At 34.0% G+C, this 25775-nt stretch carries 21 protein-coding genes, 1 pseudogene and 1 riboswitch; of the genes and pseudogenes, 5 read left to right on the top strand and 17 right to left on the bottom strand.

Annotation, left to right across the window (positions count from 1 at the left end):
- Nucleotides 1–204: 204 nt before the first annotated feature.
- The gene (locus tag NKG37_RS15740) at nt 205–1236 is read right to left on the bottom strand and encodes a YkvI family membrane protein (protein ID WP_169188320.1); all 1032 of its coding nucleotides are present in this window, start codon (nt 1234–1236) and stop codon (nt 205–207) included.
- Nucleotides 1237–1469: 233 nt separating this feature from the next.
- On the opposite strand from NKG37_RS15740, the gene NKG37_RS15735 reads away from it, so the two are divergent.
- A complete protein-coding gene (locus tag NKG37_RS15735) occupies nt 1470–3632 on the top strand; it encodes an ATP-dependent Clp protease ATP-binding subunit (RefSeq protein ID WP_254414924.1) in 2163 nt (720 codons plus the stop codon).
- A gap of 44 nt (nt 3633–3676) precedes the next feature.
- Here NKG37_RS15735 and NKG37_RS15730 read toward each other — a convergent pair whose 3' ends face one another.
- Nucleotides 3677–5371: a M3 family oligoendopeptidase gene (locus NKG37_RS15730; protein WP_016200919.1), complete on the bottom strand. Its 1695-nt coding sequence runs from the start codon at nt 5369–5371 to the stop codon at nt 3677–3679.
- Nucleotides 5372–5528: 157 nt separating this feature from the next.
- Nucleotides 5529–5969: a MarR family winged helix-turn-helix transcriptional regulator gene (locus NKG37_RS15725; protein WP_101730097.1), complete on the bottom strand. Its 441-nt coding sequence runs from the start codon at nt 5967–5969 to the stop codon at nt 5529–5531.
- A 307-nt stretch (nt 5970–6276) separates the two neighbouring features.
- Between NKG37_RS15725 and NKG37_RS15720 the strand changes: the two genes are divergently transcribed.
- Nucleotides 6277–7764 carry an ATP-binding protein gene (locus NKG37_RS15720; protein WP_254414923.1) on the top strand — a complete coding sequence of 496 codons (1488 nt, stop codon included), beginning with the start codon at nt 6277–6279 and terminating at the stop codon, nt 7762–7764.
- 238 nt (nt 7765–8002) lie between these two features.
- Here the strand turns inward: NKG37_RS15720 and NKG37_RS15715 are convergent, their stop codons facing one another.
- Nucleotides 8003–8272: an aspartyl-phosphate phosphatase Spo0E family protein gene (locus tag NKG37_RS15715; protein ID WP_254414922.1), complete on the bottom strand. Its 270-nt coding sequence runs from the start codon at nt 8270–8272 to the stop codon at nt 8003–8005.
- Between the two features lie 375 nt (nt 8273–8647).
- Entirely contained in the window at nt 8648–9823 is a 1176-nt protein-coding gene (locus tag NKG37_RS15710; RefSeq protein ID WP_169188316.1) for a pyridoxal phosphate-dependent aminotransferase, read from the bottom strand.
- Nucleotides 9824–10034: 211 nt separating this feature from the next.
- Between NKG37_RS15710 and NKG37_RS15705 the strand changes: the two genes are divergently transcribed.
- Nucleotides 10035–10820, top strand: coding sequence for a carbon-nitrogen family hydrolase (locus NKG37_RS15705; protein ID WP_254414921.1), 786 nt, complete (start codon nt 10035–10037; stop codon nt 10818–10820).
- Nucleotides 10821–11329: 509 nt separating this feature from the next.
- Here the strand turns inward: NKG37_RS15705 and NKG37_RS15700 are convergent.
- Complete coding sequence (locus NKG37_RS15700) at nt 11330–11902, bottom strand: DUF2087 domain-containing protein (protein WP_016200913.1); 573 nt, start codon at nt 11900–11902, stop codon at nt 11330–11332.
- Between the two features lie 271 nt (nt 11903–12173).
- Nucleotides 12174–14048 carry an ATP-binding protein gene (locus tag NKG37_RS15695; RefSeq protein ID WP_254414920.1) on the bottom strand — a complete coding sequence of 625 codons (1875 nt, stop codon included), beginning with the start codon at nt 14046–14048 and terminating at the stop codon, nt 12174–12176.
- Nucleotides 14049–14441: 393 nt separating this feature from the next.
- On the opposite strand from NKG37_RS15695, the gene NKG37_RS15690 reads away from it, so the two are divergent.
- Nucleotides 14442–15467 (top strand): acyltransferase family protein, encoded by a 1026-nt coding sequence (locus tag NKG37_RS15690; protein WP_169188315.1) that lies wholly within the window; start codon nt 14442–14444, stop codon nt 15465–15467.
- 44 nt (nt 15468–15511) lie between these two features.
- On the opposite strand, the gene NKG37_RS15685 is transcribed toward NKG37_RS15690, so the two are convergent.
- The 3 genes from NKG37_RS15685 to NKG37_RS15675 all read right to left on the bottom strand — a co-directional run bounded on the left by NKG37_RS15685 (nt 15512) and on the right by NKG37_RS15675 (nt 17565).
- Complete coding sequence (locus NKG37_RS15685; protein WP_169188314.1) at nt 15512–15658, bottom strand: hypothetical protein; 147 nt, start codon at nt 15656–15658, stop codon at nt 15512–15514.
- Between the two features lies 1 nt (nt 15659).
- Nucleotides 15660–15818 carry a hypothetical protein gene (locus NKG37_RS15680; protein ID WP_016200909.1) on the bottom strand — a complete coding sequence of 53 codons (159 nt, stop codon included), beginning with the start codon at nt 15816–15818 and terminating at the stop codon, nt 15660–15662.
- Between the two features lie 391 nt (nt 15819–16209).
- Entirely contained in the window at nt 16210–17565 is a 1356-nt protein-coding gene (locus tag NKG37_RS15675) for a TrkH family potassium uptake protein (RefSeq protein ID WP_101730102.1), read from the bottom strand.
- 377 nt (nt 17566–17942) lie between these two features.
- On the opposite strand from NKG37_RS15675, the gene NKG37_RS15670 reads away from it, so the two are divergent.
- Entirely contained in the window at nt 17943–18137 is a 195-nt protein-coding gene (locus NKG37_RS15670; protein ID WP_016200907.1) for an alpha/beta-type small acid-soluble spore protein, read from the top strand.
- A 488-nt stretch (nt 18138–18625) separates the two neighbouring features.
- Here NKG37_RS15670 and NKG37_RS15665 read toward each other — a convergent pair whose 3' ends face one another.
- The 7 genes and pseudogenes from NKG37_RS15665 to NKG37_RS15635 all read right to left on the bottom strand — a co-directional run bounded on the left by NKG37_RS15665 (nt 18626) and on the right by NKG37_RS15635 (nt 25677).
- On the bottom strand, nt 18626–19399 hold the full coding sequence (locus NKG37_RS15665) for a TerC family protein (RefSeq protein ID WP_016200906.1): 774 nt from the start codon (nt 19397–19399) through the stop codon (nt 18626–18628).
- 124 nt (nt 19400–19523) lie between these two features.
- Nucleotides 19524–19618: riboswitch (yybP-ykoY riboswitch) on the bottom strand.
- Nucleotides 19619–19758: 140 nt separating this feature from the next.
- Nucleotides 19759–20230 (bottom strand): annotated as a pseudogene (locus tag NKG37_RS15660) (hypothetical protein).
- A gap of 211 nt (nt 20231–20441) precedes the next feature.
- Nucleotides 20442–21557: an IS4 family transposase gene (locus tag NKG37_RS15655; RefSeq protein ID WP_100525938.1), complete on the bottom strand. Its 1116-nt coding sequence runs from the start codon at nt 21555–21557 to the stop codon at nt 20442–20444.
- 307 nt (nt 21558–21864) lie between these two features.
- A complete protein-coding gene (tnpA, locus tag NKG37_RS15650) occupies nt 21865–22326 on the bottom strand; it encodes an IS200/IS605 family transposase (RefSeq protein ID WP_098796075.1) in 462 nt (153 codons plus the stop codon).
- Nucleotides 22327–22506: 180 nt separating this feature from the next.
- Complete coding sequence (locus NKG37_RS15645; protein WP_016200904.1) at nt 22507–23286, bottom strand: amino acid ABC transporter ATP-binding protein; 780 nt, start codon at nt 23284–23286, stop codon at nt 22507–22509.
- 16 nt (nt 23287–23302) lie between these two features.
- A complete protein-coding gene (locus tag NKG37_RS15640; protein ID WP_101730105.1) occupies nt 23303–24502 on the bottom strand; it encodes an amino acid ABC transporter permease in 1200 nt (399 codons plus the stop codon).
- 8 nt (nt 24503–24510) lie between these two features.
- Complete coding sequence (locus NKG37_RS15635; RefSeq protein ID WP_040342448.1) at nt 24511–25677, bottom strand: amino acid ABC transporter permease; 1167 nt, start codon at nt 25675–25677, stop codon at nt 24511–24513.
- Between the last annotated feature and the right edge of the window lie 98 nt (nt 25678–25775).

Genomic DNA, 25775 nt, shown 5'->3' with positions numbered 1-25775 from the left:
GTGGTTTTTTCCTGTTCCCCACTGATGGTTAGTTGCACTTATCGGACGTTGACGGCAGAGTTACTATACCTACTTCCCTCGATTTTCTGTGGTTTGTGGGTTTGGCTCTTACTTCCCGTTAAAAGTGAGATAAATAATACTAGACAAATAAGTATCCCTGTTCTTTAAGATACAGTCAGGGATACTTATTTGTCTTTACTAATATTATTTTGGAATTGGTTTTATCCATAAGAACAATAAAAACACTAAGCTAATATAACCAAATATGGGATATAAAAAAGACAATAAAGTACCATACTGTACAAAACTAATTAGATAAGACACCGTGATAATTCCCCCAATTAAAACCATACTCGGTAAAGGAATAAAGCTACGCATCTGCCTTTCTAACCCATAAATATTTCCAATTACAGAACTAAATATTTCTCCATAAATTACTAAAATATAAACCCATGAAAGCTGCGGAGCTAAATTTTTCATAATGACTGCCATCGGAATAGAATAAAGAGAAACATCCCCAAGCATAATCAGAGAAAAATGACTGGAAATTAGAATCACCATCAAAGCAATCCCACCTAAAATGCCTCCCCATTTAGCTACTTCTTCATCCCCTATTTCAGAGGCAGCAGGTACTAACACCGCAATGGCTAACGCTAAGTTTAAGGCAGTATACGAAAATGGAGAACTAAGTGTTTTCCAAGTAATTGGCTCCATTTGAAAAATCTCTCCCAAAAAGCCTGGCAATGAAACAGAAAGAAAAAAGAGAATAAAACTAAAACTAATCATAATTGGAACAACAAAAGTGTTTACTGCAAATAGACCTTTTGTTCCAACCATCATTACAATTAAGGAAAGTCCAATAGTAAAAATAACTCCAACTGTTTTATTTAAACCGAGCTGCTCCTCAAATACGGCTCCAGCTCCTGAAAACATGACTGCACAAACTCCTATTAGCATAAGTAATAATAGAAAGTTAATAATCGTTCCTACCAAATTGCCAAATAAATAGATGGTAAATTCTTGATAAGAAGAAGCCTTTATTCTGACAGAAATGCGCATTAGCTTCGCCCCAAAATACGCAAAAATAAATCCACTTAAAAGGATTCCTAGCAGACCGATAAATCCATATTGTGAAAAAAAGACTACTATTTCTCTTCCTGTTGCAAAACCAGCACCAACAACAGTACCTACATAAACTGCTGCAAGCTGAATTGCTGCACTCCATTTATTTTTCACATATTTCCCTCCCTACATCAACTATATGTGGAAATGGACAAACAATGACGAGCTTTTTACCAATTAAAAAATAAATTTTAAGTGAGACATTTTGTACCAATTAAGCACACTTGTTTTCCAAAAAAAACCACAAATATTTTTAAGCAAAAAACTTGAAAGTCAAAAATGGTCAAAGTATAATCATACTTACAAAAGGTCAATATTAGTCAAATTCAAAAGGAGGATATTTATTTATGAAATGTGAAATTTGCCAACAAAACAGTGCGACAATCAGTCTACGATTTGTTTTAAACAATATGGAAAGCACAATGAATCTTTGTCACGCTTGCTATCAAAAAGAAAAGCACAAAATTGCAGCACAAAGCGGCCAAATGTTTTTCCAACCTTCCCCTTTTGATGAGTTATTTCAATCATTTAACCAATCAAATCCACTAGGGGGAGCTAATGCTGCAAAAGAAGCTCCTTTTACTTCTAATAATAAAAAGTCTGGCATTCTCGATAATCACGGGAAAAACTTAAACCAAATGGCTAACGCTGGTTTGATAGACCCTGTTATCGGCAGAGAAAATGAGATTGAACGTATAATCGAAATTTTAAATAGAAGAAATAAAAATAATCCGGTTTTAATTGGGGAACCTGGTGTCGGAAAAACAGCGATAGCAGAAGGATTAGCGCTTAAAATTATAGAAGGTAAGGTACCAAAAAAATTACAAAATAAAGAAATTTACTTGTTAGATGTGGCTTCTCTTGTTTCAAACACTGGGATTCGCGGCCAATTTGAAGAAAAAATGAAACAAGTAATCCAAGAAGTACAAGCTAGAAAAAATGTTATTGTCTTTATAGATGAAATTCACCAACTAGTTGGGGCAGGATCTGCCGAAGGATCAATGGATGCAGGCAATATTCTAAAACCAGCATTAGCGCGTGGGGAACTGCATATTATCGGAGCAACTACCATTAAGGAATATCGTCAAATCGAAAAAGATGCAGCATTGGAGCGAAGATTCCAGCCAGTACAAGTAAGTGAGCCTTCTGTTGAAGCAACCCTTTCTATTTTGAACGGCATTAAGGATAAATATGAGAAGTTCCATGAAGTTACCTACACAGAGGATGCAATCAAAGCATGTGCCGAACTATCTCATCGTTATATTCAAGATCGCTTCTTACCAGATAAGGCAATTGACTTAATGGATGAAGCTGGTTCTAAAATGAATCTTTCTTCTAATTATCAAAATACAGATGCAATTGAAAATCGCCTTGCAATGATTGCTAGTGAAAAAGAACAAGCATTAAAAGAAGAAAATTATGAATTAGCTGCAGAATTACGCAAAGAAGAACAGCAGCTTGAAAAAGCCTTAAATGAACCTAATAAAGACGACAAACCGATAGTAGACGCAACTCTTATCCAACAATTAATCGAAAAGAAAACAGGTATTCCTGTTGGGAAATTACAGGAAGATGAACAGCAAAAGATGAAGTATTTAAGCGAGCGTTTAGCTGCAAAAGTAATTGGACAAGACGAAGCTGTCCGAAAAGTGGGTAAAGCCATTAAACGTAGTAGAGCTGGACTTAAATCGAAAACTAGACCAATCGGTAGCTTCCTATTCGTCGGTCCTACTGGAGTTGGGAAAACAGAGCTTACAAAAACACTTGCAGAAGAATTATTCGGCAGCAAAGAAAGTATGATTCGTCTAGACATGAGTGAATATATGGAAAAACATAGTATTAGTAAAATCATTGGTTCTCCTCCAGGATATGTCGGTCACGAAGAAGCAGGACAGTTAACGGAAAAAGTTAGAAGAAATCCATACAGCATTATCTTGCTAGATGAAATCGAGAAAGCTCATCCTGATATTCAATCTATTTTCCTGCAAATTTTGGAAGATGGACGTTTAACAGATAGCCAAGGTCGTACTGTAAGCTTCAAAGATTCTGTCATTATTATGACAAGTAACGCTAGTGTCGCTCATAAGCATAAAGTAGTTGGTTTTGGACAAAATGATGCAATGGAAGAAAGTAATCTATTGCAAACATTGGGAAACTTTTTCAAACCAGAATTCCTTAACCGCTTTGATGCAATTATCGAGTTTACAACATTAGCAAAAGAACACTTACTTCGTATTACCGACTTATTATTAGAAGAACTTGCTCAAAACTTGGAAGAACAAAACATTACTTTACAAGTTGATGATTCTGCTAAAGAAAAAATCGTGGAACTTGGAACACATCCAAGCTTCGGTGCTCGTCCATTAAGAAGAGTAATCCAAGAACATTTAGAGGATCAACTAGCAGATGTTATTTTGGAAGATCCAACTGTAAAAGAATTAGTAGCAGTTCTAGAGGATGGACAAATTACGATAAAATCAGTTCAAGCCCAATCTATCTCTAATAAATAATCAACAAGAAAAACGTGGGGAAATTATCCCACGTTTTTCTTGTTTTATAAACTGCGATCATCAACAGAGTTTAACCATTCATCAATAACGCCTACAACAGACTCCACACAGCCCTCTTCAAAAGGAGAAATTAAATTAGCTGCTTTAACCAGTTCTGTAAATGGCATACTTCCTCCTAATTCGCAAAGCTTCACATAATCTGCCCAAGCCTCTTCTTGGTTTTCTCTTGAGCGTTTCCAAAATTGAAAAGCACATATTTGCGCTAATGTATAATCAATATAATAGAATGGTGAATTATAAATATGCCCTTGTTTTTGCCAAAAACCGCCATTCTCTAAATACTCATTTCCATCATAATCAAGATGCGGACTATATTTTTTCTCAATATTTCTCCATGCTTGCTTTCTTTCTTTTGGAGTAGCAGTTGGATTTTCATATACCCAATGTTGGAATTCATCGACTGATACACCATATGGAAGGAATAATAACGCTGAACTTAAATGCGAAAACTTATACTTCTCTACGTCTTCTTTGAAGAATAATTCCATCCATGGCCATGTAAAGAATTCCATACTCATGGAATGAATTTCAGCCGCTTCATACGTTGGCCAATAATATTCTGGAATATCAAAGCTTCCACTCGAATAAACCTGGAATGCATGACCAGCTTCATGTGTTAAAACATCAATATCACCTGATGTTCCATTAAAGTTTGAAAAAATAAATGGTGCCTTATAATTTTCAATGAAAGTACAGTATCCACCGCCAGCTTTCCCTTTTTTAGCGACTAAATCCATTAATTCAGTTTCTCTCAAGTAAGAGAAAAAAGCCCCTGTTTCTTTTGATAGTTCATTGTACATCTTTTGACCATTTTCAACAATCCATGCTGGATCTCCTTTAGGAGTTGCATTTCCAGTTAAAAATTCTAATGGCTCATCATAAAACTTTAAGGAATCTACACCTATTCTCTCTTTTTGTCTTTCTTTTAATTTGGTTGCAAGTGGGACGATATGTTCCTCCACTTGTTTTCTAAAAGCTGCAACCAATTCTGCGTTATAATCTGTTCGATACATACGATAGTAACCCAGCTCAACGAAATTTTGATACCCTAGCTTACTAGCAATTTCTGTACGGATCTTTACCATATCATCATATATTCTATCTAGCTGCTCTTCATTTTCACGAAAAAAAGCGAAACGTGCTTCACTTGCAGCCTTTCTTGTTTCCCGGTCTTTTGACTCTGTAAATGGCTGTAGTTGTGCAAGCGTTCTTTCTTCACCATCAAACAGAATCTTTGCAGAGGCAACAAGCTTAGTATATTCTGTCGATAGTTTATTTTCTTTCTGAAGCAGTTCTACTACATCTTCAGAGAATACTTTTAATTGTGCTTCTGCCAACGCAAACAATTGTTTGCCCCATTTTTCTTCTAATTGCTCTTTAAATTTTGATTGGACAAGTGCTTGATAATATTTAGTAATAAGACCTTCTACTTTAGGTGAAACTTCATCGATATAATCTTGTTCTTGTTGATAAAATTCATCATTTGTATCAACAGAATGGCGAATATAACATAAATTAAACATAGTTGAAATATCATTTCTTAGCTCGTTTATTTTTTCAATCGCTGTAATTTGCTGCTGAACATGTTCTGATTGATGAAAATCAACTAATATTTCATTTATTTTGGTTGTAAATTCCTCTATATCTGGTCTTTTGTATGTAAATTCCGAAAATTCCATTCCGATACCTCCTATATATTACTAAGCTTGCTTTCCTCATTATACATGAAAACCAGTGCGACAAATACAAAAAAGCGAATATTCATAATGGAAGAATTAATTATTTCAAAATAAATCTTTCCCCATAAATAATCGCTTTAATCTAAATTTCTTTGATTTAATTTTTCCCGACAGATAACCCAACTCTCTTTATTAATCCAATAGCTATGTCTTTTTCTTCAGGTGATAATTCAGACATAATTTCGTGAATTCTTTGTTCATGATTTGGGAAAATGCCTTCAATCAGCCGTTTACCTTTATCTGTAATTTGAGCAAATGTAACTCGTCTATCTGTTGGACAAGCAACTCTTTTCAAATAGCCCTTTTCTTCTAATTTATCAACAACATAAGTGATACTTCCACTTGCTAACAAAATCTTTCCGCCAATTTGCTGTAGTGGTTGATCCCCTTTATGGTATAACAATTCTAACACGGCAAACTCTGTTGGGTTCAAGCCGTTTGCCGTAATTAATTTATTTACATTTTCATTTATAGCGCGATAAGCTCGCGACATTACAATATATAATTTTAGTGATTGATCAATATCTTTTTTTGCCATCTATAAACTTCCCTTATTAGTATAATACATATCTCGAATTAAAATAAATTATATTATTCCCCATCGCTTTTGTCAATTTCCAAATAGAATCCATCTTATTTTTAGGCTGTTTTTCTCAATAAGAAAAACAATTAGTGGGAAAAATAGAGCAGCCAGAATACACGTAGACTCCTTCTGGCTTCGGGTATAGCAACAAACTTTACGAAAACAGTCTATTTTTAATGGGTAGGTTCCCTTGATTGAGCTTTCCCTTTTTCATGTTATAATTAAGTTTATATAATGGCATTACTTTATGGAGAATCTATTGATGAAAATAAATACAAAAAAAAAGCTTTTATATTTTGCAATTGTCATCGTTCCTATCATTATTACGAGTATTCTATTTTTTAACTATCAAATAAACAAAGAAGAGACAAATAATAAGACTCACGCAGAATGGGTAGCTTCCATACACCAAAGACAATGGGACTCTTATATAAACAAAATTGTTTCTACTTTAAATATTCTAAGCCTTTCGATTCAAACAAACATCGATTCACCAGAAGAAATAGATCAATTACTAAGAAAAGTATTTACGAATGAGCGGATTTATGGTGGTTTATTCTTGCTTGATAACAACGGAAAAACGATCGCTGGTGTCAATGATACATATGACTCCATTGATATTTCTGATGAGGATTATATAGTAGAAGTTGTTAATTCGAAAGATTTAGTAATCTCAAATAAAGAAGAGGTATTAAGTAACGGCCAGAAGGTTATCGGTATTGCAATGCCTATTGTAAATCAACATAATCGTTTAGACTCAATTATAACCGCTTATCTCCGTGTTGATTATTTAATAAATATAACGAAAATGCTATCTTCTGAAGAGAATATTGCGATTATGAATGATCAAAAGGAACGTATCCTTTATATAAATGAGGGTGCGACTATCGGTGAAAATGTTATTAGTACACCGATTGACCGCCTGCCTTGGACCATTGTTGTCGAATTAGCAGAACCGAATATATGGAACATTGTAAAATCGAAAATATGGATACTTCTTTTCTTTATAGTAATCTTCCATCTATTTTATATGATTATAGTCCTCTACTACCAGAGAAAAACAAGAGAAGAAGAAGCAAAACAGAATGAAATTCAAAAATTAGAGCTAGTTGGCAATTTAGCTGCAAGTTCTGCTCATGAAATTAGGAATCCTCTAACAGGAATTAAAGGATTAATCCAACTATTAAGTGAGAAATACCAAGACCAACAAGATCAGCTTTATTTTTCTATAATCCAAAAGGAAATAATGCGAATAAACGAAATTGTAAGCCAATTCCTTATTTTAGGAAAACCAACCGCACAAATAAAAGACAAAATGAATATAAAATCGATTATTGCAGAACTTAATCCATTAATTATTTCTGAGGCAAATTTATATAATGTTAAATATATAGAAAAAATTCCAGAACAAGATATATACATCCTCGGGATTGCCGATCAAATGAAACAAGTGCTACTAAATCTAACAAAAAATGCACTTGAAGCGATGGAAAATGGTGGTCAGCTAGAACTTTCTGTCCAACGTATTCATTCAAACGTCATGATTACAATCATCGATAATGGAATTGGGATGTCCAGCCAACAGTTAAAGAAAATTTTTGAGCCATTCCATACTTCGAAGGAAACAGGCACTGGCCTAGGACTCGTTGTATGTAAAAGAATTATTGAATCATTCAATGGTGAAATTCATATATCCAGTAGAGAAAAGAAAGGAACAAAAGTAAATATCATCTTACCTATAATGGAATGATAGCTTGTCTTTACGCTTCTTGCATAATAAATGCATTCATCTTCTGATTATTCTCCAAAAAATGGAGGCTAAAAAGCTTATGAACAAGAGAAGCGTATTTTTTTATCAAAATAGTGGATATAATATTGTGTGGAAAACGGGGTGCTTAAATATTTTATTATAGAAGGGCATTGATTTAGATGAAATATTATTAAGGTAATTCCTGCCATTACCCTTCACCGTAATTTAGTTTTTATATTTATCTATATGCAACCTCGGAATAATTTTTCCGTTTATATCGATTAGCATTAGACCAAAATATTCGAGTATTTTTAAATTGTCGTTTTATTTGTTTTCTTTTTTCACTTTCGTGGCGAAATACAAGCTGATATTCATAGATTAGTTCATCTAATTCTTGACTTAATCTGATTGTCTCCTCATCGATTGTTCCGCGTTCTTTCGCTGTTTTAATCATTACCTCCCTCTTATCTTGAATTTCAAATAATAATTCTGTCTTCTTACAATACACCTTGCTTCCTCCTAATCAAATTCCAATACTTACAAACAATTCATTATTGTTTACTTGATGAATTATTACAATAAAACAAATAAAAGTAAATAGATTCGCAATATTAGACATTTTTTTGAATCAAAATAGGTAATTAGACTCACTAAACCTTGATAACCATACTGTTTTTCGACAAGAACAATGATGAAAACAGTCGAAAAACACATCACAATAAAGTAAGCGCTTTCATATTAGTTATATTAACCTATTAGTTACTGTATATATGAAAGAAAATTCCACTCCCATGATTTTTCTACTTATTCTAGTGTTAAGAGCGAAAAATAATAAGGATTGAACAGAGTTAGAAATCCATTCAATCCTTTTATCTAGAAGCAATTAATTAAAAATCGGAAGCTCTTTTAATCTGTCAATTGCCTCTTGTAATCTATCTTCTTCTGTTAATAGACCTATTCGAACATAGCCTTCACCAAATTGACCAAATCCTGAGCCTGGAGCCATTGCAATATGGACTGTCTCTAATAAATAATCACTAAACTCCTGTGAGGTAAATCCATCTGGTACTTTTAGCCAAGCAAAGAATGAACCTTCCGGGGCATTGACTTTCCATCCGATTTCATTGAGTCCTTTTATTAATACATTTCGTCTTCGTTCATAAAGCTCATTCATCTCTCTAACACAATTTTGAGAGTCAGTTAATGCTGTATAGGCAGCTTCTTGTATTGCGCCAAATAGACTTACATATAAATGGTCTTGATAAAGATTGATAGCAGAAACGACACTACTATTTCCAACCGCAAATGCAACTCTCCAGCCAGCCATGTTAAAAGTCTTGGATAAAGTATAAATTTCGACACCAATATCCTTTGCTCCCTCTAGCTGTAAAAAGCTAAGAGGTTTTTTCTGATCGAAACCAATCGCTCCATATGCAAAATCATGAACAACGCATATATCATGTTGTTTACTTAAAGAAATCGTTTCAGCAAAGAATTCTTTTGTGGCAATTGCTCCTGTTGGATTGTTGGGATAATTTAAGAACATTAATTTTGCTTTCTCTAATTCATGTTCTTCTATCTCCTTATAATTTGGTAAAAAATTATTCTCTTCTCGTAATGGCATCATAACAGTCTCAGCTTTTGCTAAAGCAATCCCAGATAGATAGTCGGGATAACCAGGGTCTGGAACCATCACTGTTTCACCTGGATTTAGTAAACAAACTGGTATCTCTACTAAACCAGCCTTTCCGCCAAATAAAATAGCAACCTCTGATTCAGGATCTAAATCAACATCGTATTCTTTTTTGTAAAATTGAGAAACAGCCTTCTTTAAATGAGAGTATCCTCTAAACGGTGAATACTTATGATTAGTCGGTTGTTCTGCTGCAACTTGCAAACTTTTAATAATGTGAGAAGGTGTTGGTTGATCTGGATTACCTTGGCCTAAATTAATCACATCATGCCCTTTTTCGATATAGCTATTAACTTTTGTAACTAATGAAGCAAAAAATTGTTCTGGTAAATTTTTCAATAACTGAGATTGTTCATATTTCTTCATGTACACACACCTTCTTAAGCGTTAAAAATATTCCAATTACTTTAAACATGGATGAATCAGACACAAAGAAAGACAGTTCCATGTTGGATTTAAATAAATAATCGTTTAATAATTCGCTTTTTTATGATATAACGAAATTAATATAATAATTGGATTTTTTGTTGTTTATCATTATAACGGAAATCATGGAAGATGAATAGAGGTGTAAGATTTGAAATTTAGAATTAGACTAATTCAGATGGATATCGCATTTGGGAAGCCTGAAGATAATTTTAAACAAGTAGAAGAAAAAATAGCAGCTGCTTGCAAAGAAAATTGTGATATTATTGTTCTGCCTGAGCTATGGTCAACTGGCTATGACTTAACAAGACTTCTTGCTATTGCTGATAAACACGCAAAAAGTACGATCTCCTTTTTAAAAGAATTAGCTCTGAAACATCAAGTCCATATTGTTGGTGGATCTATTGCAAATAATAAAGGAAACGGCATCTATAATTCCCTTATTGTTATAGATAAATCTGGCGAAGTTATTCATGAATATGATAAGCTTCACCTTTTTCAGCTAATGGATGAACATTTATACTTAAAAAGTGGGACATCAAGTGGACTATTTTCTTTAGAGAACAGTACCTTTGCAAGTATGATTTGCTACGATATCCGTTTTCCTGAATGGATAAGAGCTCATACAACAAAAGGAGCAGAGGCAATCTTTGTTGTTGCAGAATGGCCAAAGCCCAGACTAGCACATTGGAAAAGTTTATTGATTGCTCGTGCCATTGAAAATCAATGCTATGTCATCGCTTGTAATCGTGTTGGAGCAGACCCTGATAATATCTTTGCAGGACATAGTATGGTAATAGATCCATGGGGAGAAATCGTTGCAGAAGCTGGTGAAATAGAAGAAATTCTATCTGCTGCGATTGATTTAGAAAAAGTTACAGAGTTTCGCAAAACAATTCCGATTTTTGCTGATCGAAAACCAGAATATTATCAATGATTTTAATAGCAGTATATAAAGCTGGGACATAAGTATTTTCAACCAAATAACCCCGAACGATTATACGTACATGCTAAGTGAAAAGTTCGTATAATTGTTTGGGGTTTTATTCATTTAAGAAAGACGGTTTGTAGTGATCACCCGCAGACTGAATACACTTCGCTTTCCATGGGGCGAGCGCCAAGCCTTCTCGTTCCTGCGAGGTCTTGGACTTTCTCGCAGCTCCCATAGGAGTCTACTTGTATTCAGGCTGCTTTGTATTTCCTACTCATTATATTTTCTTTAAAAAAATGATGGAACGAAATAACCTTTAAAAACGGAGTGAAATGGAGCGGAGGACACTCAACTCCTGCGGGAAGTAGAGCAAAACCTAAGACCCCATAGGCTTAGGTTGCTCCCCGGCGCATAGAGTGTCTGTAGCATAATGGAACGAGTTGGTTTCGCTACTAAATGAGAGATTGTTCGTCTTTATCTATTATATATTTTGTTCTGTCCCAGCTTCTCTCTTTTTACTTCGCCCACATTTCCTCAGGATTAAGTTCATATATATTATTTTCTCTATACATAAAATGATTGATGATAAACTCTCGTCTAATTGTTGCATAGTCGTCGAAATATTGTTTTATATATTCATTTATTTCTTTTTCTTCATATTTTCTGCCAAATTCTATCCCCTTCAGCATGTATTTAAAGACGACTAACTTCTTCTTTCTCTGAGAAGGAATATTTTTAAGCCGACCTTCTTTCGTAAAGAAGTTTTCCACAATTTTTGCTTGTTCCTCATTGGTAACTGCCATAACACTCTCCTCCATTCCTATTGCTAGATTTCTTAAGGAATCTGTTTGTTGTAAAATAACTGATTTGTTTAAGAAAAAATAAATCGTATTCTTATCTCTTCTTTCATAAACTACATTTATTTCCCGCATTTTTTTTAAATGATGGGTAATAGTTGGTGCTGATAAACCTAGTTTTTCTGCTAATGCTTGGCCATTCCATGGTTTATTTGCTAATAAGGAGATAATTCTTACTCTTGTTGGATCTCCCATCATTTTATGAAAAGCAACCAACTTGTCTAATTGCATATATCCACCTACTTTGATTAATATCTAATTAGATATTAATCAAAGTAGGTGGGCGAGTCAAGATAAATTTTGAAATTTTATTAGCGTACGTGATACTTTTTTCTTCAATACTAATTTCTTTCAAAAATTTTCCACTTCAGGTTAATAGTGTGGTGATAACGGACTGCAAACAAAAAAGGGCCCAAGTAAGCCCATTCTTTTTAACCAATACCTATTACTTTTTTCTATTAAAAAACCCTCTTTAAATCAAGGGCTAAAAATAATGATTCCTTTAGTCCTCTGATTCCCGCCTTATAGGGAGATGAATATGAAAAATCGTCCCTATTCCTAGTTCAGAATCAACTATTACTTTTCCTTGATGGTCTTCAATTATTTGATAGGATACGAGTAACCCTAAGCCAGTCCCTTTGTCTTTCGTAGTATAAAAGGGCTCTCCGATTCTCGCTAGTTTTTCTTTACTCATCCCCTCTCCATTATCACGAATTGCTATATGAAAGCAATCCTCTTTACATTCAATAGATATTGCTATTTCACCGCCATCTTCTAATACTTCGATTGCATTTTTAATAATATTTATAAATACCTGTTTCAGTTGATTCGGTTCACAATAAATTGTCGGAAGTTCTTCGCTATACATTTTTGTAATTTGAACATTTTGTAATACTGCTTGGGCATGAAGTAATTCAATGGTATCATTCATAATTTGTCTTACATCGCGTTTAACATATTGGACAGCTTGTGGTTTTGCGAGTAATAAAAATTCATTAATAATAGATTCTATCCTCGTTAACTCGGATTTTATTACAGAAAAATACATTTCATTTTCCTGTGAAGCGACCCCATCTTCTAATAATTGTATAAATCCCTTTAACGCTGTCATTGGATTGCGAATTTCATGGGCTATTCCCGCTGCCAATTCTCCTACAACATTTAACGTAGATGACTTCCTGAGCTGTTCTTCTAAAACGGCATTTTCAGTAATATCACGTAATGTAGTTATACTTAATCCTGAATAGATATTAAATTTATTTCGATATTCAAACTGAGTATACTCTCGATTATCAAGAAATTTCACCGTATAAAGGCCTTGATTTTGTCCATCTTTTTTCAGCTTTAATAACTTCGGTTTTATATCTTCCCCTATCGTTTTAGCAGAAGGCAAATATGATAATAAATTTGAACCGATTAAACTCTCTTTGTTTTCATTAAGCAAACGTTCGGCTGCTTTATTCATATCAATTATTGTATAGTTCTGATCCCAAAGAATTATCCCATCAAACACTTCTTCAAAAATATTTTCAAACATTACCTTGCTTTCTCTTAGTTCCTCTTCCATTTTATAACGCTCCGTAACATTACGGAAAATACTCATATTTAACCCTTCTACCGAATGAAGCTTTGTTGTAAATTCTAATATTTTTTTCTGTCCATTTGGCATCAAAAACATTAATTCTTCCCGATTTGATTTCTTATAGTATAAGCTCATAACCATCTCTGCATAGCGAGAATCCTTTTTATAAATAAAATCACTAATTTTTGATTTCAATAGTTTTTCTTCAGAACTTTCAAAAATTTTAAGCGCTGATGAATTTGCTGCAATAATTTGCCCTGTTTCTTTCCATAAAACAATACCATCAAGCGCCTCTGTAAAAAAATCATTGTAAAGTTTGCGAGTCTCTTCTTTTTCTCTTTCCTTTTCAAATTTCTCCGTTATCTTTCCGATTATTGTAAAGAAACCCAATTTATTAGGCAATTGGCTAGTCTGCGTTTCAAAATAATGTTTTCGACCATGAATAGTTAATGGTAAAACATTTCGAATTAGACCTGATTTGGTTTTTATATGATTAAGATGGTCCCTTATCATAGAACGGTCTTCCTGTTGCAGAAAATGTGTTATGTTCCTATTAACCACTTGATTTATATTCACGTTAAAGTAATCACAAAGACATGTATTAATATCTCGAATGACCCCATTATCATCAAAAATAATTAATCCTACATTTATAGTTTGGAAAGCAATTATTCTCCTATCCCATATTCGATTCTGTTCTTCTAGTTTTTTCTTTAGAAGTGTATTTTCTTTTTCCACTTCATTCAGCTTCATTTGTAATTGTCGATATTCTTCTGAATAGGATATACTATCCATTTATTTGGATACCCCCTTTTCAAACGTAGTGTTTACATTATTCTACATTATTCTTGAATTTCCTTTCCTTCTGAAAAAATAATGGAATTTGCAAAAATAGTATTACTGCATTATCTTCATTCGAAACAAATATCCTGCCAAAAACTATTTGTCTTTTTCTTCCTTTCCCTCCTATCATTTCAGTGATTTCCAAAAAAATTTAAACAAATTTAAAGGTGTACCTGTTATTATAAATAAGATTTTTTGTTTCAACTTTTTTCGTGTACATTTCATTTTTGTAATAAACAGAAGTTATTTAGTTAACAGATCAACTACATGGGATTAAAACTAGTGAATTTGTGTTATATATAGTTAGTGAAATAGATGATATTTCATTCATGAAAGGATGAGTTTATGAAACAGCGGGATTACTACTTTGATAATGCAAAATTTCTTTTGATTTTTTTCGTTGTCTTCGGTCATTTTATCCAATCATTTATAAATGACAATCAAAATATTTATACATTATATAAGGTAATATATACTTTCCATATGCCAGCATTTATTCTTATTTCCGGATTTTTCGCAAAAGGAATAGCGGAAAAGGGTTATATAAAGAAATATGCAAAAAAACTAATCATTCCCTATCTTATCTTTCAGCTTGTATACAGCATTTTTTATTATTTTCTTTATGGAAAGTCGACTTTTGCGATTGAGCCTTTGACTCCCCATTGGTCCTTATGGTTCTTAATCAGTTTGTTTTTTTGGAACATCTTTTTACTAGCATATGTTAAATTAAAACCGTTACACGGAATTATACTATCCCTTCTATTGGGATTAGCTATTGGAATGGTCGACTGGACGTCAAGTTATTTAAGCTTAACGCGAACATTTGTCTTCTTTCCTTTATTCTTAATAGGTTTTTATATGAAAAAAGAGCATTTCGATTTTGTAAAAACAAGAAAAGCCACAATAAGTGCTATGATAATTTTCGCTCTTGTTTTTATCGGATTCCATTTATTCCCATCTATTAATTATCAATGGTTATTTGGCTCAAAATCATATGAAGCATTAGGGGAAGGTTACTTGATTGGAATGGCTATTCGGTTATTTTTTTATGTATTAAGCTTTCTGATGATTTTCTGTTTTTTCGCTTGCGTGCCTAAAAAGGAGTATTTTTTTACTAAATTCGGTAAATCTACGTTATATGTATATTTATTACATGGTTTCTTTATCCGTCTCTTTAGACAAAGTGATTTACCAGATATTTTTGAATCACCACAATCGTATGCCATGATTGTAATTGTGTCATTCTTTATTACCATATTACTTTCAAGTAATATCATCATTTCGTTAACACAGCCAATAATTGAATTAAGAAGCTCAAAATTCAAAAAACTTTGCGCGAGAGTACATCAATCCGTACAAACAAATCGATAATTTAGGTTCCCATCAGCAAACCAAATATACTGATGGGAATTTTTTTATTTCTTTTTACTTGCTCCCTTTACTTTATCCTTCGTCAACCCGCCTGTATCATAAAATTTACTTGCATTAATATCGCCAAATTCTTGGCCAAATTCTACATTTGAAGTTTCTGCCTGTTTACGATCCTTTACTTTTTTTACCATTTTATTGTCCCTCTCTTCCATGCTTTGAATTTCTATTAGCACCTTTAATTGGGTTTTCTCCCCTGCTAAATTCAGCAGAAAATTCTGTTTCCTGCCTATTTTTCTTCGGTGTTTTACTATATTTCTCAACACTATTGAATTCAGCCTTCCGCTTAGCCATTTTTATCACCTTTCCTTTCACTATTACATTTTTATTATCCTCACGCTAAAAAAAGATATGCTTCCCTACTTTTGTAAAAAACAAAAAATGGAGTGTGTTAACAGACACAACTCCATCAGACTGTAGACAAACTCCTGAATTTTAGATATAGAGGTTTGTCTATATTATATTTATTAGTCCCTTTGAATAGGGATGTTGCTTTCCGTGGGGCTCGCGCTGAGCCGCTTCGGCTTTTAGCCTGCAGGGTCTCAGACTGTCTCGCTAATCCCACAGGAGTCTCACCCCTTCCACTCCAAGCAACGCATGAAAATTCCATTTAAGTTTCTAAAAATCTGTTTGTCGACAAACTGATCGAGTGAGTCAACAAACACAACTCCATTACTTCATTTGATTACCCAATAATAATTCGTTCTTTTGGATAATGGAAATTATCTTTTTTCTCTTTTCCACCAATTATATAGATGAAAGAAGTTAAGCCAATTCTTCCAATGAACATTAGCAGCATAATGACACACTTACCAAAACTAGATAATTCTGGTGTCAACCCTAATGAGAGCCCGGTTGTTCCGAAAGCGGAACAAACTTCGAAAAGGATAGCAATAAGGGGAGCTTTCTCTGATATTGACAAGGCAATAACAGCGATAAGACAAATTCCAGTCGCAAATATCGTTACAACCAATGATTTAATAATATCTTCTTCATGAATTTCTCTTTTAAATATTTTTATATGACGATTGCCATTAGCATAATGATAAATAAATAAAATATTCAATGCAAAAGTTGTCGTTCTAATCCCTCCACCAACTGAACTTGGGGAAGCACCAATAAACATAAGGAAACAAAATATTAGCAAGGTTGGCATAGAGAACTCGTTTAATTCCATTGTTGCTAACCCCCCACTTCGCGTCGAGGTGGAATGAAAAAACGCATTAAAGAATATTTGATGCCAGCTCATTCCAGCATAATAATTTCCCCATTCTAATACAATAATCATGATTGTTCCGAATAGTAAAAGGAAAACAAAAGTAATAGTTGTTAACTTTGTAAATAAAGAAAACTTTAGATGCATATTTCCAGCTTTCGGAAAAAGATAATTTTTCACTTCTATTAGTACAGGGAATCCAATTGCTCCTAATGTAATAAGGATAATATTAACTAGCTGTACAAAATAATCATCCTTAAATGGAGTAAGAGATTGCCCCGTTAAATCCAATCCACCATTAGTAGTGGCACTAACAGCGGCAAAGGTTCCTTGTAAAAATGATTCTGTCCAATTAGGATAATAATTATGGAATTGCAAAGTAAGTATAATAGCACCTAAAATTTCAATGATAAGAATGATTTTGAAAATCTCTCTAATTAAATTAACAAGACCTGATAAATTAGACTGATTGTGATCAATCATAATTAATTGTCTTTCTCTTAATCCTATCTTCCTGCGAAAAATCATCCAAAAAAATGTACCTATTGCCATTACACCAATTCCGCCAAATTGTAAAACAAGCATTAATATTATGATACCAAAAGTACTATATGTTTCAGCGATATTAATTACAGTTAGTCCCGTTACACTTACTGCAGTAACCGCAGTAAATAACGTATCCATAAATGAAACCGTTACTCCGGCTTTATGTACCCCTGGTAAACTTAACAATAAAACAGAAATGCTAACTGCTAAAATATAATAGCTAGTAATCATTTGCGCAGGAGTTAGGTTTTGTAGGACTAACTTAAGTTTCTTGCCCATTAAAAAACAATTCCTTTCTTCAAAGCTACATAATAAAGCGTTTTTTATTATGCCTTTTTTTATATATGAATAATTACCAGTATAAGTTATCTATCCCTGCCCATACAACCAAATATTTTAATGTTTATGTATCTTTTAAATCATAGTAGCTAATATATAGGAAGAAAATGCCCAAGCTAAAGAACTTACTACAAATACATTGAAGCATGTTATACTTCCAATACATCCTATTTTCTCCCATACACACAAACTTTACCACTAATGAACATGAAATAAATCCATATATTATTAATACAGAATCATTTATCATTTCTATTAACACAACGCAATGAATTTGATAAATAATGACTGTACTATATAATTAGGAGGAAAACAAAATGGCTTCTAGAAATAAATTATTAGTTCCAGGAATTGAACAATATTTAGATAGTGTTAAATACGAAATCGCTCAAGAATTTGGAGTAAACCTAGGTTCTGATACCGTTTCCCGTTCAAACGGTTCTGTTGGAGGAGAAATTACAAAAAGACTTGTTCAACAGGCCCAAGCAGAGCTATCTGGAAAAACACATTAAGCTAAAACGTAAAGTTTGTTGAAAATGAAAGTAACCCCATCTTTACTTTCCAGGGGGCTAAACTTAAGCCACCTCGTAACGTCTGTGTACACTTTCTGTACAAACTATAAAGGCTGGAACATAAGTATTCCAGCCAAAGATAAACCCGAACAATTATACGAACATTGCAAAGGTTCGTGTAATTGTTCGGGCTTTTTTTATTCGATTAAAAAGGATTTTCTATGAAGTTTGTTGCTGTTACCAGCAGCCTAAATACACTTCGTTTTCCGCGGGGCTCGCGCTGAGCCTCCTCAGCTCTTCTCCGGTTTCTCAGACTGTGCTAATCCCACAGGAATCTACTTGTATTCAGGCTGCTCCGTTTTCCAAATAATTATATTTCCCATTATACAAACAACCATTTTTTAGAAGAAAACGTTTAAAAACGAAGTGAAATGGGGCGGATGAGCCTTATATATTTTTGTTTTGCCCCAGTCTCTTCTTTTTGTCTATTATGCATTGCTCTCTTTTGCTTTAACCGCTTCTTTATTAGAAAAGAAATATCCGCCAACTGCGATTGCGACTAATACAAACCAGAATATTCCTTTCCATATTTTTGATTCTGGAAAATGCTCATCTAAGAATCCAACAGATGGATGTGCTAATGTAAAGACTGCTAATTTAACACCAACCCAACCTACAATTAAAAATGCTGCTGTTTCAAGAGACGGACGGGAATGAAGTAATTTAACAAACCAGTTAGCAGCAAAACGCATGATGATTAAGCCAATTAATCCCCCAAGGAACATTACTAAGAATTGCCCACCATCAATTCCACCTAGCGTAAACCAATTTGTTTTCGGTAAAGTAATCGCAAGTGCAACTGCAGCTAGCATGGAATCAATCGCAAAAGCGATGTCTGCTAATTCAACTTTTAAAACAGTCATCCAAAAACCAGATTTTTTCTTTGACTTTTCCCCTTTATCTTCTTCATTCTTCTTCGCATACTTTCCATAAATATTATGCACCGCAATAAAGAGAAGATATAGTGCGCCTATCGCCTGCACTTGCCATACGTCTACTAAAAAAGAAATCATGAATAAAGTAGCAAAACGGAAGACAAATGCACCTAATAATCCGTAGAAAAGCGCCTTTTTTTGTTGCTCTACTGGTAAGTGTTTAACCATAACGGCCATTACAACCGCATTATCTGCTGCAAGTAACCCTTCTAATACAATTAGAATAAGTAAAACCCAGCCATACTCTAGTAACATGCTTGCATCCAATAATATTTCCCCCTTTTAGGTGTTTATTTGTATACTCCCTATTAGCAGGTTTTGCTACGCCTCTCGTTATTATGTACAAAAGTGCGCAAAAAAGACCTTTGCCAAATAGGCAAAGGTCTTGCTAAGCACTAATATGCCAACAAAGCCGATGGCATATGCCATGAACTGACGACTTTGTTTTAGGTATCAACCTAAAAGCTACTCCCCTTTGAGTAGTATACAAATATTAATATGTATTAATTATATACAATATTAAACTATTTGCCAATGGTTTTTTATTTATTTTTTTATTTTACTGAAATTTCCCTTAACCATTATTTCAACATCTCACTTTTTTTCTTTATCACCTTATTGAACAACTATGACATATTCTTCTTCCTTCGAAAATAAATTAAACAATACTTTACTGCATGACCACATATGATACCAGGTATCAAAAAAACCATCGGCAAGAATACAGGACCTAACAACACACCAAATAACTTCAACTTCGTCGAATAAAAAACGCCTACTGTTACAAAATATGCACAAAATACAAATGGTAAGAAAGCATATTCATTGTCTGTTTCCATTACTTCCTTATACGCGTCCCACATTGCAAACATATATAAACACGGATAAAACAATATCCATTGAAAATCCATAATATCAATCGCCTCTTGGATATTGCCGCAAAAACTTAGCATGATTGCTAAATTAAAATTACTTTTCGCATTTGAACTCTAAAATAACAAACAATGTTCCTTTCCAATATTTTTTCAATAATAACTGACTAAAACCTGGAAGTGCGATACTCCACATTATTGCTTCAAGTCTACTTAGGCCCTTCATTGGAATCACCATCTATTTTTCTATACCTACTGTTACATTTTTAGCGAAATAGTGATATTTTATCACTAGTGTTGCATAAATGTTGTTAGAATATTCAGTTTAAATATGTCCCCTGTTAAGAGCCAAAAAAGTAAATACCCAACTAAAGGTGGATCCATCCATTTGGAAATTTTTTTACAATTAGACTTAAGAGACGACGACAATTTGTTTATTAAGGAATGGTTTTTCCTTCAATCTTTCGAAGCCAAATATGTGCTGGTTTCCACAAAGCTGCCCGTAAATATCGGCTAATTTGTAGGGTTTTTCGTTTACTTTTTGTCTCGATTTGTGCGAGAACATGCAGGCAAAAAACAATAAGTGCGATAAACACTTGATTCTGAATTGCCCATTCGCTTTGGCCGTAAAACTTTTTGATATGGAGATGTTGTTTAATCCATTTGAAAAATAACTCAATCGCCCAGCGTGATTTATACATCTTTGAGATTTCTTCAGCACTTAAATCAAAACGATTTGTGATTAAATGAAGCTCATTTCCTTTTGAATCAATCACTTTTAGAAGACGAAAGTAATTTTCGGCACGGTTTTGCGTCGTACCAATCAACACCATTTGATCCGACAAAACAGATGTATTCTCGGGTAGTTTAAAATCGTAAACCTCCCGTATGACTGCGTTTTTTCGCAGCCTAGAAAGGAAAAAGTAGCCGTCATCTGTCATCCGATCAAAGCGTTCGTAGTCTAAGTAACCACGGTCAAACACATACATACATTCCTTGTCATCAACCATTACTTCAAGCTGACCGCGGTCATGTTCTTTGGCCGTTGTCATAATGGCCTTTTCGGGATAGGATATACCTTTTTCCATAAACACAAGGCGTAAGTGCAATTTAACACCCGCTTTTGTTTTGCGGAATTTTGCCCATTTATGATTAGTCAAATTGAGAGGCAATGTGCTTGAATCAATGATTTTTAATGGCATCACAAGTTTCGTGTTGTGCGTTTTGGCATGAATTTGTGAAACTAAATCAAGGAAAAGCTTTTGGAATAAGTCTGGATTCATGCCATTTAAACGGCGTGAGAGTTGGGAAATACTGATAGAATCAAGATCAATGCCCTTTTGCAGTTGATCATCGAAAAGACAATCGCTCAGCGCATGCAGACTTTCGACTTCTTCTAGCTGCGCAAAAAGTAATAATTTTAGAAATGACTCTGTCGTTAGTTTTTTCGTATAGAAATCTAATTTCAACGTTTTCACGTTTTCTTCAAATAATTGAAGATTTATTGGTGAAAACCATTGTCCAAATGAAGTTTTTCGTGTAATCTTGTCCATGCGATAGTCCTTTTTAGTGGATTTGGACGGGTTACCACCTAACTTATCCATTATAAAGGACTTTTTCTTTGCATAAAATGATAAAATTGAACATTTCAAGTATTTTTAATAGTTAAATTAAATTAACGCAACACTAGTGATATTTTATACAAAATGAATTGTTATATATTTACAAATCAAAACCACCAGTGTGAACTGGTGGTTTGCTCTGCGGCTGAAATCCTCTCTTACCGGCCTTGGCCTTAAAGGCCCACTGAAAGGGTTTCCCTTTTGCACCACATTCTCTCACCAATTCTAAAGAATTCCGTTATTTCTTCTTATTTTTTTCTCCTGTAAACGGATCAAACTCTTCGAACAATGTTAACTGGTCAGCTCGGTAGTCTTCTACCAGCTGATTTCGAATGTATTCTTGTATTTGCTTTTTGTTTCGGCCTACGGTATCAACATAGAAGCCACGACACCAAAATTTACGATTTCCATATCGGTACTTTAAATTGGCATGTCTATCGAAAATCATGAGACTACTTTTTCCTTTCAAGTAACCCATGAACTGAGACACACTTAATTTTGGTGGGATACTTACTAACATATGAATGTGGTCAGGACAAGCATTGGCTTCATGAATGACAACACCCTTTCGTTCACACAAATCCCGGATAATTTGTCCAATACTCTTTTTGTATTTCCCATAAATAATTTGTCTTCTGTACTTTGGTGCAAATACGATGTGATACTTACAATTCCATGTCGTGTGTGCTAAACTATTCATGTCCTTCAAGGGGCATACCTCCTTCTATGGCGAGTTAAAGTGGTCGGGAAACCAACTTTATCCTACCATTTGAAGGGGGGTTTTTTAATACCACGCTTGAAGCTCTTTAGAACCCCCGGCATAGCCAGGGGTTTTCGAAACCACACAAACCAAACAAAAAAAGAGCCAATGGCTCTTTTTTTAAAGTATCTGAGATAGGAATGCTTTAGTCCGTTCATGCTTTGGATTATCAAATATTTCTTCCGGTTTCCCCATTTCTACAATTTCTCCTTTATCAAATAGAATAATACGATCCGCTACTTGTCTCGCAAATCCCATTTCATGTGTTACTACTAGCATGGTCATACCTGATTCTGCTAAAGTTTTCATAACATCCAATACTTCTTTTACCATTTCAGGATCAAGCGCAGAAGTAGGTTCATCAAATAGCATAATTTTCGGCTGCATTGCTAGTGCTCTTGCTATTGCCACACGCTGCTGTTGTCCACCTGACAATTGTCCTGGATATTTATTTGCTTGCTCTGGAATTCCGACTCTTTCTAGCAACTCTTTTGCAATTTGTTCTGCTTTTGCCTTTTTCCACTTTCTTACCCAAATTGGTGCTAAAGAAATATTTTTGAGAATGGTCATATGAGGAAATAAATTAAATGATTGGAACACCATCCCCGTTTCTTTGCGAATTTCCTCAATATTTTTCAGATCATCTGTCAATGCAATATTATCAACAACTATTTCCCCTTTTTGAAATTCTTCTAAGGCATTAATAGTTCGAATAAATGTGGATTTACCAGACCCTGAAGGTCCTAAAATAACAATTACTTCTCCTTGTTTTACTGTTAAATCTACATCCTTTAATACATGGTGATCCCCATACCATTTATTCAATTTCTTTACTTTAATAATATCTTCTCTCTCATTTAAAGGCGTTGTTAATTTATCTACACCAAACACACTTTCCATTCTCTCATTCTCCTTTCTATCTCGTTCCTACTCCAAGTGATTTTTCGATATGTTTACTTACATGTGACATTAAGAAGCAGAAAATGAAGTACATAAACGCAATAACAATATATAACTCCATATATTTCCCTAGATATGCCGGATTCGCAGCGATTTTTTTCCCCATGCCAAGAAAATCAGCTAATCCAATTACAGCAACTAAGGAAGTATCTTTAAATACGGAAATAAATTGCCCCACCATTGCAGGAATCACTGCTTTTAAAGCCTGTGGTAATACAATAAAAACCATCAATTTAAAATTACTCAATCCAAGTGCTTGAGCTGCTTCAAATTGTCCTCTCGGAACGGATTGCAAGCCTCCCCGAATATTTTCTGCTAAATATGCTGCACTAAATAGAGTAAAGGCAATCATTGCACGAACAACATTATCTAATTGAATCCCCCCAAGGAACATTGGCAATAATAGCTGTGCAATAAATAACACCATAATAAGTGGCATCCCACGGATCAACTCAATATAGAGAATACAAAAGTATTTTATAAGAGGCAGCTTACTTCTTCTTCCCACTGCAAGCAGCAAACCTAGTGGAAAAGAGCATATAATGGCTACAGAGGCGATGACTAAAGTTAATAAGAATCCACCCCATATATTTGTTTTAACCGGCTCTAATACTCCGAATCCATTAATAATAGAAAGAGTGATTGGAATAAATAAAATCCATAATGCGAGCATGGGAACTTTTACTTTCGGCACATATTTTCCAACAAAGTAAAAAAGAATAATCGCTGCAACATTTGAAAATAAATATATCTTCGATTCTACTTCTGTATATGGAAGAATTCCAAATACGATGAAAAGTACACTAAGACTAATTGCTACATGACCGATAATCCCTCTCCATGCCCCCCAGGTAGTGCCTAACAGTACAGATAGCAATAACAAGGCCACCCATAATCTCCATATTTCCTCCATTGGAAACTGTCCAACAAACAGCAGTCTTAAGTTATCCGTAACCACTCCCCATTCACTAGTGAGTAAAAACTTACCTACTTTTGTTAGTAAATATATAGTGAACATTAGTGTGATAATGGTCACTATAGCGTTTTTCCAATCCTTGAACAAATTATTTTTTAGCCATAATTGTAGTTTCTTTTGACTATTTAACTTTTTCGACTCCATAACTGGTTCTGTATTATTAAGTTGTATATTATCCATTTACTTCCCTACCTTTCTACCAGCTGGAATTTTTTGTTGAAAAGATTCATTAACAGGGATGTAGTTAAGCTAAACAATAAATAAACAGAAATTACAATTAATAATGTTTCTAACGTATGTCCTGTTTGGTTAATGATTGTATTTCCGATTCCAACAATGTCTTGATACGCTACAGCCATGGCTAAACTTGAGTTTTTTATTAAATTTAAATATTGGCTTGTCAATGGCGGAATAATGATTCTAATCGCCTGCGGAAAAATAATTAAACGAAGTGCTGTATGACTTTTAAAGCCGAGCGCTTTTGCCGCTTCCGTCTGTCCTTTTGGAACGCCCATAATTCCAGCACGGACAATTTCTGAGATAAATGTTGACGTATAAATCGTTAGTGCAACTAACACAGACATAAATCCGATAGATAATGACGTTCCACCATCGAATGAATTTCCATTAAACACAGGAACTGAAAAACCAAGTGGTCCATTTCCTAAAATAAAATAGGTAATAATCGCTGCAACCATTATAAATCCGATGCTCGAAATGAGCGGATATGTAGATTTTCCGGATTCAAATGATATTTTTGTTAATTTTCTAAATAAAAACACACTTCCTACAACTAGGAGAATGAGGACAATCATCCAAATAATTGTATTATCTTGCAATGTAAACCATGGAATAGACGCACCTCTGTTGGAAAAATAAAAAGGTCCCATCGATAGTGCCTCTTGAATTTTTGGCATTGGTAAAAAAACGGCAAAGTTCCAAATGAAAATCTGAACCAATAATGGCGTATTTCTAAAAACTTCCACATAAACTGTTGCTACTTTACTCACTAGCCAGTTATTTGATAACCTAGCAATTCCTACTATTACTCCAATGATACTTGCTAAAATGATGCCAAAGATAGAAACCTTAAATGTATTTAATAAACCAACTAATAAAGCTCTTTTATACGGATCATCTGGTGTATAACTAATAATGGACTCAGCAATTGGGAATGATGCCTTTAAGTTTAAATAATCTAATCCCAGTGTCAATCCTATCTGCTCTAGACCTGATATCACATTTCTTATCATGAAAGAAATGACAATTCCTACTATAATAACGAAGATAATTTGGCTAATAATCGGTATAATTTTTCTGTTTCTCCAAAGAGGAGTCGATGTTGTCTTTTTCATTTCCACTATATTCTCACCTCTCACTTAAAAGAATAGGGGGTATCTCAAAAGAGTATGACACTTCGGTTTTTGAGAACCCCCCTATTTTTTAAATTATC

The organism is Niallia sp. RD1 (genome assembly GCF_024219955.1).
GTDB classification, from domain to species: domain Bacteria; phylum Bacillota; class Bacilli; order Bacillales; family Cytobacillaceae; genus Niallia; species Niallia alba.
This window is presented reverse-complemented; position numbering and strand designations above follow the sequence as displayed.